The organism is Bradyrhizobium sp. Ai1a-2 (assembly GCF_000426245.1).
Lineage (GTDB): Bacteria > Pseudomonadota > Alphaproteobacteria > Rhizobiales > Xanthobacteraceae > Bradyrhizobium.
The window spans coordinates 56023-71727 of the sequence record NZ_AUEZ01000031.1 but is presented as its reverse complement, the minus strand read 5'-3'; the positions used below and the strand labels follow the sequence as shown (position 1 = coordinate 71727).

At 62.7% G+C, this 15705-nt stretch carries 13 protein-coding genes; 5 read left to right on the top strand and 8 right to left on the bottom strand.

Features of this window, described 5'->3' with window-relative positions:
* Positions 1-63: 63 nt before the first annotated feature.
* The gene (locus K288_RS0120350) at positions 64-1023 is read right to left on the bottom strand and encodes a lytic transglycosylase domain-containing protein (RefSeq protein ID WP_027581218.1); all 960 of its coding nucleotides are present in this window, start codon (positions 1021-1023) and stop codon (positions 64-66) included.
* Between the two features lie 81 nt (positions 1024-1104).
* On the opposite strand from K288_RS0120350, the gene K288_RS0120345 reads away from it, so the two are divergent.
* The gene (locus K288_RS0120345; RefSeq protein WP_027581217.1) at positions 1105-1752 is read left to right on the top strand and encodes an HAD family hydrolase; all 648 of its coding nucleotides are present in this window, start codon (positions 1105-1107) and stop codon (positions 1750-1752) included.
* 18 nt (positions 1753-1770) lie between these two features.
* Entirely contained in the window at positions 1771-2706 is a 936-nt protein-coding gene (locus tag K288_RS0120340; protein ID WP_027581216.1) for a glycine/sarcosine/betaine reductase selenoprotein B family protein, read from the top strand.
* A 76-nt stretch (positions 2707-2782) separates the two neighbouring features.
* On the opposite strand, the gene clpA is transcribed toward K288_RS0120340, so the two are convergent.
* Positions 2783-5188 (bottom strand): ATP-dependent Clp protease ATP-binding subunit ClpA, encoded by a 2406-nt coding sequence (clpA, locus tag K288_RS0120335; RefSeq protein ID WP_027581215.1) that lies wholly within the window; start codon positions 5186-5188, stop codon positions 2783-2785.
* 260 nt (positions 5189-5448) lie between these two features.
* Complete coding sequence (gene clpS / locus K288_RS0120325; protein ID WP_027581214.1) at positions 5449-5781, bottom strand: ATP-dependent Clp protease adapter ClpS; 333 nt, start codon at positions 5779-5781, stop codon at positions 5449-5451.
* A gap of 495 nt (positions 5782-6276) precedes the next feature.
* On the opposite strand from clpS, the gene K288_RS0120320 reads away from it, so the two are divergent.
* Positions 6277-7959: a TadE/TadG family type IV pilus assembly protein gene (locus K288_RS0120320; RefSeq protein ID WP_027581213.1), complete on the top strand. Its 1683-nt coding sequence runs from the start codon at positions 6277-6279 to the stop codon at positions 7957-7959.
* 81 nt (positions 7960-8040) lie between these two features.
* Here K288_RS0120320 and K288_RS0120315 read toward each other — a convergent pair whose 3' ends face one another.
* Positions 8041-8376, bottom strand: coding sequence for a phasin family protein (locus K288_RS0120315; protein ID WP_027581212.1), 336 nt, complete (start codon positions 8374-8376; stop codon positions 8041-8043).
* Positions 8377-8781: 405 nt separating this feature from the next.
* Here K288_RS0120315 and K288_RS0120310 point away from each other — a divergent pair, with 405 nt between their 5' ends.
* Positions 8782-10620 (top strand): serine hydrolase, encoded by a 1839-nt coding sequence (locus K288_RS0120310; RefSeq protein WP_027581211.1) that lies wholly within the window; start codon positions 8782-8784, stop codon positions 10618-10620.
* A 217-nt stretch (positions 10621-10837) separates the two neighbouring features.
* Here the strand turns inward: K288_RS0120310 and K288_RS0120305 are convergent, their stop codons facing one another.
* The 4 genes from K288_RS0120305 to K288_RS0120290 form a co-directional block, all read right to left on the bottom strand.
* Positions 10838-11554, bottom strand: coding sequence for a DnaJ domain-containing protein (locus tag K288_RS0120305; protein WP_027581210.1), 717 nt, complete (start codon positions 11552-11554; stop codon positions 10838-10840).
* Between the two features lie 109 nt (positions 11555-11663).
* The gene (locus tag K288_RS0120300; RefSeq protein ID WP_027581209.1) at positions 11664-12428 is read right to left on the bottom strand and encodes a hypothetical protein; all 765 of its coding nucleotides are present in this window, start codon (positions 12426-12428) and stop codon (positions 11664-11666) included.
* Positions 12429-12519: 91 nt separating this feature from the next.
* On the bottom strand, positions 12520-13431 hold the full coding sequence (locus tag K288_RS46075; protein WP_051334639.1) for an alpha/beta fold hydrolase: 912 nt from the start codon (positions 13429-13431) through the stop codon (positions 12520-12522).
* 309 nt (positions 13432-13740) lie between these two features.
* Positions 13741-14514, bottom strand: coding sequence for a helix-turn-helix transcriptional regulator (locus tag K288_RS0120290; protein WP_027581208.1), 774 nt, complete (start codon positions 14512-14514; stop codon positions 13741-13743).
* A 103-nt stretch (positions 14515-14617) separates the two neighbouring features.
* On the opposite strand from K288_RS0120290, the gene K288_RS0120285 reads away from it, so the two are divergent.
* Positions 14618-15700, top strand: coding sequence for a zinc-binding dehydrogenase (locus tag K288_RS0120285; RefSeq protein WP_027581207.1), 1083 nt, complete (start codon positions 14618-14620; stop codon positions 15698-15700).
* Positions 15701-15705 lie beyond the last annotated feature (5 nt).

Here is a 15705-nt window from a genome sequence, read left to right as displayed (position 1 = left end):
TGAGCCGGGACCCATACTGCGGAATCTATCTGTGAGGCGATCTGGTCGACGCCCTTATCAATGCTATCCGCTCACGCCCGCGTTCCGTAGCACAAAGCAGGCGCCGCCGGCTTTGCGGATGCGGTTACAGAGGTTGTCCGCTTCGGGGCGCGTGTCGGCGCCGATACGCGCCTGGTAGAACGTGGCGGTGCCACGGGTGCGCAGACGCGCGGCGAACAGGGTCGGGTCGTGCTCGCCGATCACGCTAGTCAGGCTTTTCATCGCGCGCGCGTACATCGCGAGCGCCTTTTCGCGGTTGAAGCCGGCGGCAAGCTGGACGCCCCAGACCTTTGCGGCGGCGAGCGTGACGTGCTGCTCGAGGCCGGCAACGAACGGGTTAGGCGCGCGCTTCAAGAGCGCCATCAATTCGCGGCAGCTCGAGGTCTGCGAGCGGGCCGGCACCTTGCCATTGCGGCTGGCGGCCGCCCATTCGTCGACGCTGGAGCCGGTGATGGCGTACACGTAGTTGCGCGTCTCCTGCGGCATGTAGCCGGAGCCGGCGAGCCAGTCCTGCACGCGGCGCGGACCGGCATTGTAGGCCGCGGCGGCAAGGCCGAGATTGCCGAACTGGCTGCGAAGCTCACTTAAGAATTCGGCCGACTTCGGCAGCGCCTGCACGGGATTGAAGGGATCGAGCAGGCCGCGCTCGTTCGCCGTTCCCGGCATGAACTGCGCGATGCCCTGCGCGCGCTGGCCGTTCCGCGTCATCGGGCCCACCGCATCGGGCTGAAACCGGCTCTCCTGCCAGATCACGCGGGCAAAGAATTCGAGCGGCAGGTCGTTCGCCCGTGCAGCAGATTCGATCATCAGGCACATCGCCTCCCGCGCCTCGCTCTCGCGCGCGGTCTCGGACTTTTCCGGGGGTTGTGCGAGTTCCTCGACGCTCGGGTGCACGACGCGGCTGTCAGGCTCCTCGGCCGCCGCCGATGCCAGCCACAGCAAGATCGCGAGAGCAGCACTGAAATGCGGGAGTATTCGCATCATTTCAGACCTGACAAATCAGTCCTTGACTTAGGCGGCGGGCCAACTAGCAAACTCGGGTATTATCAACGCGCCAGGGCCGAAATGCGCACAATCTATTTTGATCTCGACGGCACGCTGACCAACCCCAAGCCCGGGATCACCCGTTCCATTCAGTATGCCCTCGAACGGCTGGGCCAGGCGGTCCCAAGCGAGGACGAACTGACCTGGTGCATCGGCCCTCCCCTGCACGCGAGCCTGAGGAAGCTGGTCGGCAGCGATGCGCTCGCAGATCGCGCCTTGGCGCTCTATCGCGAGCGGTTCGCCGATATCGGCCTGTTCGAGAACGAAACCTATCACGGAATCCAGGAGACGCTGTCCACACTGGCCGCCTCGCATCCGCGCATGTTCATCGCCACCAGCAAGCCCGCCGTGTATGCCGAGCGGATCATCGATCATTTCGGCCTGCGTCCCTATTTCGAACAGGTGTTCGGCTCGGAGCTCGACGGCACGCGCACTGACAAGACCGAGCTGTTGCGACATGCGCTCGAAACGGCGAAGGTAGATCCCGCGCAGGCGATCATGATCGGCGACCGCAGCCATGATATCGTCGGCGCCCGAAGCAACGCCATGACGGCCATCGGCGTCCTCTACGGCTATGGCAGCGAAGAGGAGCTGAAGGGCGCCGGCGCACATCATATCTGCGCGACCCATCCGAATTTGCTCGACCATTGCCTATCGCTTCCGGCTTGATCACTCGGAGCACACGAGATGACAGCAACGTCCGACCAGCAGCTCGGCTTCGCACCCGACGACGATGCGCCGATCGGCTATATGAAACGTACGCGCGACTACTATGCGGCGATCGGCTACACGACGCCCTACCGCTGGGCGCATTGCACCAGCGCGCCGTTCCAGCCGCTGCGCAAGCCGCTCGCCGAATCCCGCGTCACCATCATCACCACGGCGGCGCCGTTCGATCCCGCCAAGGGCGATCAGGGACCGGGGGCGAAATATAACGGTGGCGCGAAGTTTTATCAGGTCTATGACGGCGACACATCGAAGCAGCACGATCTGCGCATTTCCCATATCGCCTACGACCGCGTGCACACCTTGGCTGACGACAGCGGCACCTGGTTCCCGCTGCCGCAATTGCGGCGACTGGCGGAGGAAGGAGGGATCGGCGAGATCGCACCGCGTTTCTTTGGGGCACCCACCAACCGCAGCCACCGCGTCACCATCGAGACCGATGCGCCGGAAATCCTGGCGCGCTGCCGCGCTGATGGCGTCGATGCCGCCGTGCTGGTGCCGAACTGCCCGGTGTGCCATCAGACCATCAGCCTGGTTGCGCGGCATCTCGAAGCCAACGGCATTCCGATCGTGGTGATGGGCTGCGCCAAGGATATCGTCGAGCACGCCGCCGTGCCGCGGTTCCTGTTCAGCGATTTCCCGCTCGGCAACTCAGCCGGCAAGCCGCACGACGTGGCTTCGCAGGCGTTCACGCTGGAGCTTGCGCTGCGCGTGCTTGAGTCTGCGCCTGGACCGCAGACGACGGTGCAGTCGCCGCTCCGCTGGAGCGAGGATCATTCCTGGAAGCGCGACTACAGCAACGCCGACGCTCTCAGCGCGGAGGAATTGGCGCGGCTCCGCCGCGAGTTCGACGCGCAGAAGGAGATCGCGAAGGGCATTCGCGAGAGCGCGGCGTAGCCTCAAAACAGAAAAGCCTCAAAACAGAAAAGGCCGGCTGCAAAGCCGGCCTTTCCATTGTCCATTCAGAGCTTCGTCAGACCTTCACAAGCGGTCCGCGCGCCGGCCCCTTGGAGCCGCCACCGCCACCATTGGGCCCGCCCGGCTTCGGCTTGCGCTTGCGGGCGCCCGGAAGCTTCTCCGGCTTCGGCGTGACCGGGCCTTCGACGAACTCGAAGCCGATCTTGTCCTTGCCGGTCGCCTCGTCCTTGACCAGGACGACGCGGACATGGCCGCCGCCCTTGAGCTGACCGAACAGTACTTCATCGGCCAGCGGCTTCTTGATGTGCTCCTGGATCACCCGCGCCATCGGGCGGGCGCCCATCTGCTCATCATAACCGTGCTCGATCAGCCAGGCCTTGGCCGTCTCCGACAGTTCGATGGTGACGTCGCGGTCGGCGAGTTGCGCCTCGAGCTGCAGGACGAACTTCTCGACCACCATGCCGATGACGTCGGCATTGAGGTGCCCGAAGGAGACGATCGCGTCGAGCCGGTTGCGGAATTCCGGTGCGAACTGGCGGTTGATCGCTTCGTGGTCGTCGCCTTCCCGCTTGTTGCGGGTGAAGCCGAACGCCTGCTTGGCCAGATCCGCCGCGCCGGCATTCGTGGTCATGATCAGGATGACGTTGCGGAAGTTGACCTGCTTGCCGTTATGGTCGGTCAGTCTGCCGTGATCCATGATCTGCAGCAGCACGTTGTACAGATCCGGATGCGCCTTCTCGATTTCGTCGAGCAACACAACGCAATGCGGGTGCTGGTCCACGCCGTCGGTCAACAGGCCGCCCTGGTCGAAGCCGACATAGCCGGGAGGTGCACCGATCAGGCGCGACACCGTGTGCCGCTCCATGTATTCGGACATGTCGAAGCGCAGCAGTTCGACGCCGAGCGACGCGGCGAGCTGTTTTGCCACCTCGGTTTTGCCGACGCCGGTGGGGCCGGAGAAAAGGTAGCAGCCGATCGGCTTTTCCGGTTCGCGCAAGCCGGCACGCGCCAGCTTGATCGAGGCCGACAGCGACTCGATCGCCTTGTCCTGACCGAACACCACGCGCTTCAGGGTCTGCTCAAGGTGCTTCAGCACCTCGGCGTCGTCCTTCGACACGCTCTTCGGCGGGATTCGCGCCATGGTCGCAATCGTGGTCTCGATCTCCTTGATGCCGATCGTCTTCTTGCGCTTGTTCTCGGCGACCAGCATCTGCGCCGCACCGGACTCGTCGATCACGTCGATCGCCTTGTCGGGCAATTTGCGGTCGTGGATGTAGCGCGACGAAAGCTGCACCGCCGCTTCGATCGCCTCATTGGTGTATTTCAGCCGATGGTAATCCTCGAAATAGGGCTTGAGGCCCTTGAGGATCGCAATCGCATCTTCCACCGTCGGCTCGTTGACGTCGATCTTCTGGAACCGGCGCACCAGGGCGCGGTCCTTCTCGAAATGCTGGCGGTATTCCTTGTAGGTCGTCGAGCCCATGCAGCGGATCGTGCCCGAAGCCAGCGCCGGCTTGAGCAGGTTGGATGCATCCATCGCGCCGCCCGACGTGGCGCCGGCGCCGATCACGGTGTGGATCTCGTCAATGAACAGGATCGCGTTCGGGTGCGCCTCGAGTTCCTTCAGCACCTGCTTCAGGCGTTCCTCGAAGTCGCCGCGATAGCGCGTGCCGGCGAGCAGCGTCCCCATGTCCAGCGAGAACACGGTGGCCGCGGCCAGCACTTCCGGCACTTCGCTGTCGACGATGCGCTTGGCCAGTCCCTCCGCAATCGCGGTCTTGCCGACGCCGGCTTCGCCGACGAACAGCGGATTGTTCTTCTGCCGACGGCACAGCACCTGGATCGCGCGGCTGATCTCGGCATTGCGCCCGATCACGGGATCGATCTTGCCGTCACGCGCCTTCTTGTTGAGGTTGACGCAATAGGTCTCGAGCGCCTCGCCCTTCTTCTTCGAGTCCTCGTTGCCCTTGGCCTCGGTCTCCTCGTCGACGCCGCGCACCGGCCGCGCCTCGGAGACGCCCGGCCGCTTGGCGATGCCGTGGCTGATGTAGTTGACTGCGTCGTAGCGCGTCATGTCCTGCTCTTGCAGGAAATAGGCGGCGTGACTCTCGCGCTCGGCGAAGATCGCGATCAGCACATTGGCGCCGGTAACTTCTTCGCGACCCGAGGACTGCACATGGATCACCGCGCGCTGGATTACGCGCTGGAAACCGGCGGTCGGCTTCGCGTCATCGGCGCCATCAGTCACAAGGTTTTCGAATTCGGTCTCAAGATAGTTGACGAGACTGGTCCTGAGCTTGTCGAGATCGACGCTGCAGGCCCGCATCACCGCGGCCGCATCCGAGTCATCGATCAGCGACAGCAGAAGGTGTTCGAGCGTCGCGTATTGATGGTGGCGCTCGTTTGCAATCGCCAATGCACGATGCAGGGATTGTTCAAGGCTTTGGGAAAAAGTAGGCATTCGCTTCCTCTGTGGCCCCCGGCCATCATGATCGCCATTGCCCTGTCAGGCAACAACAACCTTCGTCATCCCCTGTCATATAGTCACGCACGATCGTGGCGAAAGACCGGCCTTGTACAAGGTCGGCTCATCGAACGAAGCCACCGCGACCGAGAGCCACATCCCGCCAGTCAACGGGAACGCCGTCCGCTTCCGTCAGGCAAATTGAATGCAAGACCCGTTCCGCCTCGTGGGCGGGTCGTCTCGACGCTGGGCCCGCGTTACTTCTTTTCCATCACACATTGCAGCGGATGCTGATGCTTCCGCGCAAAATCCATCACCTGGGTCACCTTGGTTTCGGCGATCTCATAGGTGAAAACGCCACACTCCCCGATACCATGGTGGTGGACGTGTAGCATTATCTTGGTCGCTGCTTCCGCGTCCTTGTTGAAGAACTTCTCTAATACATGGACGACGAACTCCATCGGCGTGTAGTCGTCGTTCAAGATCAGGACGCGGTACAGATTGGGACGCTTGGTCTTCGGCTTGACCTTGGTGATGACCGAAGTGGACGGACCGCTGGTCCCCCCGCTACGGCCCTCGTCATTGCTCATCCGGGGCGCTGATGATGCGGCAAGCGCCGATACGGGCGAATTGGTTACGAAAATTGTCTGCGACATGGCTCAGGCGTTCGACATCCCCAAAGGAAACACGCAACGCACTTGGAGGTTGCGCAACGCCGAAGACAGCCGTCACGGAACTTCCAGCACGCTCAAGAGATCGCCGTTTCCCGGTCCGATCCTTTGCTGGGTCGGCAAAACGCAATATGGGCCCGGCCTTGTCCCGCCGCAAGCGCAGATGCCTGGCTCACGTGGGACCGGCCGGCCCGACTCCCGGGTCTCGGTGCTCGCGCCAAGGTTAATCGTTTCTGGCGAGTTTGACAAAGGAAGCCGACCACTCGTTTAGCGACCGTTGACAATAGGTCCGCTTTCGTCCCCGTCATTTGGCCTTTGCCTTGGCTTTGACCCGTTTTTACGAGGACCGGTTTACCACCTATTTAGCGGCGCATTGAGAAATGGCGGCACCAACCAGATTTTACGGTGAGCGCCATGCCCGTCACAGCCATTTTCGACCGCCTTCGCACGGCGGCACGCCGGTTCGCCAGCGCGGATCAAGGGAATATAGCGGTAATTTTTGCCTTGGCTTCGGTTCCGATCATCAGCTTCGTCGGTGCCGCGATCGACTACTCCCGCGTCAACGCCGCCCGCTCATCGATGCAGGCGGCGCTCGATTCGACGGCGCTGATGTTGTCCAAGGACCTCACCAACGGAACCATCACAACCTCAGACATCGAAGCGCGGGCAAAGACCTACTTCGCGTCCCTCTACACCGACAAATCCGGCACGGTCGCAGCCAACAGCATCCAGGCCAGCTACACGCCGAAAGACAGCAGCGGGATAGCGAAGGTCCAGGTGACCGCTTCTGGTACCCTGCCAACGGATTTCCTAAAAATGGCCGGCTTACCGACCCTGAACTTCGGGACCAGTTCGACTGCCGCCTGGGGCAATACGCGGATGCGCGTGGCGATGGTGCTCGATAACACCGGATCGATGGCCCAGAACGGCAAGATGGCGGCCTTGCAAAAAGCCGCCACGAACATGATCGATACGTTGTCCACCTACAACAAGCAGGAAGGCGACGTCTATATTTCCATCATCCCGTTCGCGAAGGACGTCAACGTCGGAACCAACTACGTCGATGCGTCGTGGATCAACTGGGCGGAATGGGAAGCTGAGCCGCCCACCTTAAACGACAAAACCACCAATGCTAATTCCGCCTTCAAAAAGGCTGTAGCCGGATCGGATTGCCCCTTCACAAACAACAATCAGGGCTTTGTTTGCATGGACCGGCCCGCGACGTTGAGCGGGGCCAGGAGCACGAGCAAGATACCTTCGACTGGCACGTACGCGGGCTACATCTGCCCCGGCCTCGATGGTGGCAAGAAAATCGCCGGGAAGACCAACATCTATTACAATGGGTGCTACACGACCGTCACGGGCTCAAGCGCAAGTTGCGGATCGTTGAATTCAGACAGATGTTCCTGCAACGGCACGGGCTCGAGCAAAGTATGTCACTTCTGGCGTGGTGACGACACCCCCGCGACGGCTGCAGCAAGGCCGGCGCACGCCACCTGGACCGGCTGCATCAACGATCGCGACAAGGACAACGACACGTGGAACATCGATCCGGGATCAGCCTTCAATGACGGGACACCGTCGAAGCGGTTCTACGCGGAACAGTGGTCCGATTGCCTTCCCGCCACGATAACGCCGATGAGCAATCAGTGGCAGACACTCAAGGACCAGATCACCGCAATGAAGCCGAGCGGCAATACCAATCAGGCCGTAGGGTTGGCATGGGGATGGCAGTCCCTCAGCACGACGAATGGCCCTATCGCGGCGAAGGCGAAAGAGAGCACCTACATCTACAAGGACTACATCGTCCTGCTGTCCGACGGATTGAACACCCAAAACCGCTGGAGCACGTCCCAGTCGAGCATTGACGACCGTCAGGAGCTCCTCTGCCAGCACATCAAGAACGACGCGACCAACCCTGTCACGGTGTTCACGATTCAGGTCAACATCAACAACGCAGACCCGAAATCGCAGGTGCTGCAGGATTGCGTGACCACCCCGAACGGCAGCTTCCAGATGATCACGGACCCCGACGAGACTTCGACTGCATTCAAGAACATCCTCACGCAGATCTCCAAGCTGCGGGTCGCAAAATAATCCGATTGCCCGACCAAGAAAAAAGCCCGGCCGTGACGGCCGGGCTTTTGCTTTTCCGGAAGCTGGCGCTGACTGAACTTCTCAGTGCGCCGGGCTGAATTTGGCGACCAGGCCTTCGAACGGCTTGAAGGTCTGCTTGGCGCAGTCGCTGTAGAGGCCGGCGATCTTCTGCGATTCCGCAACGAAGGTCTCATAGGCCGAGCGGGCATACTCGGTCTGGGCTTCCAGCGCCTTATCGAGCGACTTCACGCCGGACAGCTTTTCCACAAACGACTTGGTGTCCTCGAATGACTTCTTCGCGTAGTCGCCATAGGCGGTCGCGATCGCCTGGACGCCGTTCTGCAAATTGCTCGCGGAAGCCGTGATCGACTCGAGCTGCTCTTTTCCGTAATTTTGAATGTCTTCAACCTTCACCATTGGAATCCTTTCCCAAGACCTTGTTTGCGCAAACCCATGATCGGCGAGCCGACACCCCAAACGCGCGGTCAAACTAGTGCGGGGCACAATCAAGTCAAGGATATTGTGCATTGCACAAAATCTTCGTATTTGCTGAAAACCCCGGGTCTCTACGCAACGCTTAATTAAGCCTTTAGAAACTCGGGAGGCCTAACCTTGATTCCCGGACGGGTTCATCTTCCCACAGACAGCCTGAAAAACTGTTTGTGAACAGCATCCTAGCCAGAACAGCGACCCTGGCCTGCCGGGGCAGCCGGAGCCCTGTTTTCCGGAAGCTATCGTCGGACAGGGGGATCTCAGCGGCCGTCGGGCACAATTTCGCCCCACCGGCCGGTGATCAAGATAGAAATTGGGACGGGGAAGTAAATGCTTCGTACAACCTCAGCTTCCTCGCGCGTATTGCGAGTTGGCGTTCTCGGGCTCATCACCTTCACAACAGTGATCCTGATCTCAAGCGAGAGCGCCGAGGCGCGTCGCTCGCGCCACCGGCACCAGGTGCGCTCTCATCAGGTGGATCGCGACAGCTATAGCCCCCAATTCTCCTCCATCATCGTCGACGGCAATTCCGGCTCGGTGCTGGCATCCAACAATCCCGATGGCCTTCGTCACCCGGCCTCGCTGACGAAGATCATGACGCTTTATCTGCTGTTCGAGCGCCTCGAGACCGGGCGGATGAAGCTGGATACGGAGATGCAGGTCTCGGAGCACGCTTCGGAGCAGTCTCCCACCAAGCTTGGCCTGCGGCCCGGCCAGAGCATCAAGGTCGAAGACGCCATCAAGGGTCTGGTGACGCGTTCCGCGAATGACGCGGCCGTCGTGATCGCCGAAGCCATTGGCGGCGATGAAGACGACTTCGCCAAGATGATGACGCGGAAAGCCCGTTCGCTCGGCATGAGCAAGACGCTCTACCGCAACGCTTCGGGTCTGCCCAATGATGAGCAGGTGACGACCGCCCGAGACCAGGCGACCCTCGGCCGTGCGATCCAGGATCGGTTCCCGCGCTACTATCGGTACTTTTCGACCACCGTGTTCAATTATCGCGGACAGTCGATCCGCAATCACAATCATCTGCTCGGCAAGGTCGAGGGCATCGACGGGATCAAGACCGGCTACACCCGCGCCTCCGGCTTCAATCTCGTCAGCTCATTGCGCCGCGGCAACCGCCATCTGGTCGGCGTGGTGTTGGGTGGTCGCAGCGGCGGCTCGCGCGACGCCATCATGCGCGGCCTGCTCGCCGAGAACCTCGAAAAGGGCGCAACCGTCCGCACCGCCGCCGCCATCAGCGAGAAGAATGTCGCGGATACCAATGTCGCGGAAGCTGATACGGCGCCGCGCGGCAACGACCAGCCGGCGCAGGTCACTTCCAGCGCCGCCGCCTCCGCCGAGCCTGCCGTGGCAGCGCTCACGCCGGCCGCGCCGCGCCCGGCCGCAAAGGCATCGCTGATGGCCGCAGCAGCCGCCGCCCTTCCCCCGCCGCCGGCGAAGGCGGAGCCAGCGGCCAGGCCTGAGTTCAAGTCCGAACCCGCACCCCTGACCAACGGTGTGATCCAGAGCCAGCCCATGGCGATCATTCCCGGCTCTGCCGAGCCGATGAAGCCGGTCAAGGTGAAGACGGTTCAGGTCAAGGCTGGCGGCACCAAACTCGCCTCTGCCGCGCCGTCTCAGCCGGCGCCGCCGATCACCAACGCGATCCCGGCCCGTCCGGAAGTGGCCGAAACCTCGAACGCCGTCGTGGCGAGCGCCGACGTCGCCAAGACCGACGTGGCCAAGACCGAACCCGCCAGGCCCGCCGGGACCGAAATGCCGCCGCAGCCCGCTGGGTTCGGTACCGGCAATGGCATCCTCGGCGTGTTGCCCGCGTCGAGCCTGCAGCAGCCCGCCTCGGCGCCGCAAACGGTCGCCTCGGTCCAGCCGCAAGCGGTGCAGCCAGTCGCCAAGCCCAACCAGCCCGCCATGCATACCGGCTGGATCATCCAGGTCGGTGCGCTCGAAAGCGAGGACGAGGCGCGCCAGCGCATCGATCTTGCGCGCAACCAGTCGCGCGGCCTCCTTGGCAAGGCCGATCCCTTCACCGAGACGGTCGTCGGCAAGGATAACCGCAAGCTTTATCGCGCCCGCTTTGCCGGCCTTGAGCGCGAGCAGGCCGAGGCGGCGTGCCGGACGCTGAAACGCGCCGACATCTCCTGCATCACCATCCGCAACTGATCCACCGATCGACCTGAATCGCAAAGCCGGCGCACAACAGCGCCGGCTTTCTTGTGTCGGCCACTTGTTCCCTCGCGAAACCTCTCGGCAAGGATTTAGGGTTAAGCTTTCGAGAACAGGTGATCGACCACGCCGGACAATGGCGGGCGAGACGGGACGTCAGCACAGAAAAGCAGGAGCAACTCTCGGTTTGTAGCGTTTGGTAGCGTCGCCGGAGTTAGCTAGAATGCGTGCGAAGCAAGGTATCCTTGGCCTCGTTTACACGGGCAGCGAGGTACGTCGACCCCCCTTGGTCGGGATGCAGTTTCTTCATCAGGGTGCGGTGCGCCCGGCTGATCTCGTCACGCGACGCACCCGGCTGCAGGCCAAGGACCTGGTAGGCCTCCTCTTCCGTCATTTTGCCGCCAGGCGCCGCGCGACGCTGCCCCCCTGCCCCGTTGCCCTGCGCGTCCTGACGCCAAGCGGGAAACCGGCGGTCCAGATAGCTTTCAAGTAAGGTGGCGCTCTCGGCGTCGAAGCCGGCGGCCATTGCCAGCAATCCCGGAAGGTCGAACTCGTCGAGCGAACGGCCGGCATTCGGTCCTTCCACGATCCGGCCTGACAGCGCGCCAGTGTCGTGGTCGAGGCTCATGTCGAGATATTTCGAGCGCACGCGCGAACTCTGTCCAGCGGAGCGCTGCGCGCCGCCGAAGATGCTGCCGAAGTTGCCGAGCACGTTCGGCGACCACCCGAGCAGGCCGGCACCAAAAATCCCGAGCGGGATCGCCACCGCAAGCTCCCCCTTGATGCCGGTATAGGCGGCGACCGCAAGCGACAACACGCCGCCGATGATCTTGATTGCGCGCGCCAGCACCGCCGGGTTGGCGGCCCGAAACATCTGCAGCAGGAGATAAAGCGAGACAACGGCAACGACGCCGGCGATCAGGGTTGGCATGGGCGCAATATAATCGCAGTGGATTGGAAAAGCATCGCGACCCTGCTTCTGACGCAGGCGTCAATGCGGTGGCGAAGGCGGCCACCTCGTAGGCAGAGCCGAGGTGCGGTCACTTCATCTGGCCAATCAACTTGGCTGCGCCGCTTGCGGTTTTCGACAACTGCAGCAGCGCCTCACGGCCGCCAGCCGCGTAGGCCGCAGCCGCACGCAGCAGCTCACGCAATTGCGCCGCAGCACCGGGATCGAAGCGGCAATAGGCGCCACCGGTCAGCCGCGCAATCTCGCGGAAAGCCCGTTCGGCGGTGACATCGCCGCCTTCCTGGAACGTGAAGACGGGGACCTTGAGCAGTCCGAGTTCGCCGGCCTTGGCGCAGAGATCATCGACCGACTCCTCCATGGCGTCGCCGACGAACACCACGGCCCGCACGCCGGAGGCGACCGCCTCGCGGCGCGTTTCGGACAACACCTTGCCGATCTGGGTATTGCCGCCCTGGCAATTGATCTTACCCATCAGTCTGGCAAGTTGGGTGCTGTCGGAAATCCATGCAGTCGCCCGGCATTCGTTGAAGCCGCGGTAATAGACCAGGCGGATGTCGAGACTCCCCAGGGAGGCAGCCTCGCGAAACATGTCGGCCTGCAGCGCGCAGGCCATGTCCCAGGTCGGCTGCCGGCTCATCGTGGCATCGAGTGCGAAAATCAGCCGTCCCCGCCCGCCGCCGTGATGCGACGACATCGTGCGCGCCTTGGCGACAAAGGCTGCGATATCCTCGGAGCTCGATGGAGATGCTTCCGGCAAGCGACCGGACTTGCGGGCCTCGGCCTCTTGCGCAGCGATGTCGCTCCCGGTTTTCGGTCTGGTCGGTTCGGCAGCCATCAATCCTCGCCCTTGCTGCGAGGATTATGTGGGCCGTGACTGGGAAAGCGTCAATGCGCTTGCGTCGGTGAGACGAGCGCGGAGGCGGCCGTCAGTTCGCCACCGAGGCGGAGTCCTGCTCGGTCTTCTTGACGTTCTTGTCGGCCGAGGGGTCGGGAACGTAGAGCGAGACCGGCCCGGGTTCGAGGATTTTCGGCGGCGCACTCTTGGTGTCGACCGGCGCCACCTCGCTGTCGGTATCGACCAGGAACTTGTCGAGCATCGCCTGGATCGAGTTCTTCGCGAGGTCCGGACCGGTGTCGCGCATGTCGTTGTGCTGGAAGTTGGTGTTCACCACAGTGATGCCGGACTTCTCGCACTCGTCGGCATCGGGCACGACGCCCGGATCAGGCTTGAACTGCGTGTCCTTCGAGCGGAAGGACAGGATCTTGAACTTGCCGTCGGTCAGGAACGGCACGCGCAGATTGTCCAGCGTCACGACCTTCTTGATCTCGTCGGGATATTGCTTGGCGAAGTACATCGAGATGTCGCCGCCCATCGAGTGTCCGACCATGGTAACCTTGGCATAGTCGGCGTTGGGCTGGACCTTCTTCATCTCGTCGATGGCGAAGTGGATGTTGGCCACGCCGCGCTGGATCTGCGGCAGGCGGCCGACATAGATCTCGCCGGTCTTGGTCACCATCGGCGGGTCCGTCGGCAGGTCGTGCTGCGGGCTGACCACCAGATAGCCGCGCGCGGCAAAGATGTTGGTCAGGAACGAATACTCGGTGTTCTTGACGGTGTTGCCGTGGTTGAGGATCGCCACCGGCAGCGTGATCATGCCGGCGTTGGCCTGCATCTCCTTGTCCCAGCGCACAGCCACGTCAACGGGCACGAGGCGGTTGTCCCGCGCCGGGTCATAGAACTTGAGTGTCTCGTGACGGATGGCCCACTTGCTGGCGGTGAAATACGCGCCAGTCACAAGCACGCTAAGTGAAAGCAGAACGGTAATTCCACGTTTCATATTCGTCCTCGGCGCGCCCGCCTCTGGCGCTATATCCCATTTGTCCGGACTCTTGCGGTCCGTCTGGATGATATATGTCACAGCGACGTGACAGGAAGTCTAAATGTTGTGTCTTGATCGCCTGAGTGTTGTGCGACGCACCTAATTCTTGTGCATCCGCACACGCGCTGCGGCATTGGTGGCATTCCTCCTAACCTTATGATGGCGCCTACGAAATTCCCGTTCAGGCGCTCACTACATTTGTAATAAAACGGCCCACTTTGAGGTTTGTTCCCGGATTTTTGGGCCTCCCCCGTAGTCGCACGGGGGTCAGGCGGCCGTGTAGATCGTGAGTTTCAGCGCCGGATCGTCATTGGCTTGAAAGCTCGCATATTCGAAGGTCAGGCGACCCTTCCTGGGATGGCTGAGCGTTTTGCGGCCCGACACGCTGCTTTTGATATCGTGCGCCCCCCACCATTGGGCGAATTCCCCGCAGCCCTGCTGCAGCCGAGCGAGGAGGTCGCGAAAGGCGGGATCGCCTGCCCACAGATCGTGACTTGCGCGAAACTGGGCCACCATCCGGCGGGCTTCGTCGGCCCATGAGGCGCCGAACAGACGCCGCGTCGCCTCATTGGTCAGCATGCAGACAAGCACGTTGCGGTCGGCCGGCGGAAGTCGGCCGAAGCCGAAGGTTTGTTCTGCGGCGTCATTCCAGGCCAGGATGTCCCAGCGCCGCCCGGTGATATAGGCCGGCTTGTTCAAGCTCTCCACCGTGCGCCGGATCGCTGGCGGCACCGCCTCCGGGATGAACGGCCGCCGATCGGCGTCGCGGATCAAAGCCCGCAGATGCGCGTGCTCAGCCTTGGTCAGCCGCAGCGCTCGCGCCAAGGCGTCGATCGTTGTCAGCGACGGGCTGACGCTGCGGCCCTGCTCGAGCCTCGTGTACCAATCGACGCCAATGCCGGCGAGTTCAGCCACCTCCTCGCGGCGCAAGCCCGGCGTCCGACGGCGCCGTCCGATCGAAATGCCTGCAGCCTTTGGCGTCAGCTTCTCCCGCCGCGAGCGCAGGAAATCGCCGAGTTCGCTTTGCCGGGCATCTGCCATGGGACTGCTCCCGCAACGAGGGACTTTTAATCCCAGGATAATACCAGGTCTTGTTGCAAGGGACAGGCTCTTCGAGGATGCGGTCTCAACCAGGATGAGAGCCATGAAAGCTGCTGTTTTGAGATCATTCGGATCCCGGCTCGCAATCGAAACCGTTGCCGACCCGATGATCGGCACCGGCGAAGTCGTGGTCGATGTCGTGGCAACGCGCGTACTGTCCTATGCGAACGAAGTCTTCAGCGGCGAGCGAAACTATCTCCTGGAGTTGCCGGCCGTGCCGGGACCCGGCGCGATCGGAAGGGTTCGCGCAGCGGGGCCCGACGCTACCCACCTCGCCGTGGGGGATTGGGTCTATTGTGATCCGACCTTCCGCTCCCGCGACGATGCCATCTCGCCCTACATCACCCTGCAAGGCTGGAGCGCGCGCGGCGAAGGCGGATTGCGGCTGCAGCGGCACTTTCGCCACGGTTCGTTCGCCGAGCAGACGCTGGTCCCGACCGAGAACGTCAAGCGCATCGGCACGATCGATGCGGTGGAGGCGCCAGCCTGGTGCGCGCTCGGCACGTGCCTCGTGCCATATGGCGGCTTCCTGGCAGCAAGACTGCAGGCGGGGGAAACGGTGCTGGTGAGCGGCGCCACCGGCAATTTCGGCAGCGCCGCCGTCGCGGTCGCGCTGGCGATGGGCGCGCGCTGCGTGGTCGCGCCGGGACGCAACGAAACGGTGCTGGCCGATCTGGCGCGCCGCTTCGGCCGCAGGGTGCGCCCGGTCCGGCTATCCGGCAATGAGGAGGACGATCGCAAACGCATGCGCGAGGCGGCCGATGGCCCGATCGACTGTGTGATCGACCTGATGCCGCCCTCGGTCAGTCCAACAACAGTGCGCGCCGCCATCATGACGGTGCGCCCCTATGGACGCGTGGTGCTCATGGGCGGCGTCGGGATGCAGGGTGGCCCCGGCCTCGAATTGCCCTACCCCTGGATCATGCGCGAATGCATCACCATCCACGGCGTGTGGATGTATCCCCCGGAAGCAACGCTCGGCCTCGTTGGCATGATCCGGGCGGGCCTGCTGCCGCTCGACTTGTTTGAAGTGACCACCTTCGACCTTGACCAGGTCAACGAAGCGGTGGCGCACGCAGCAGCCAATGGCGGCCCGTTCAAGATGACGATCCTGCAGCCGGCGTGAGCCGC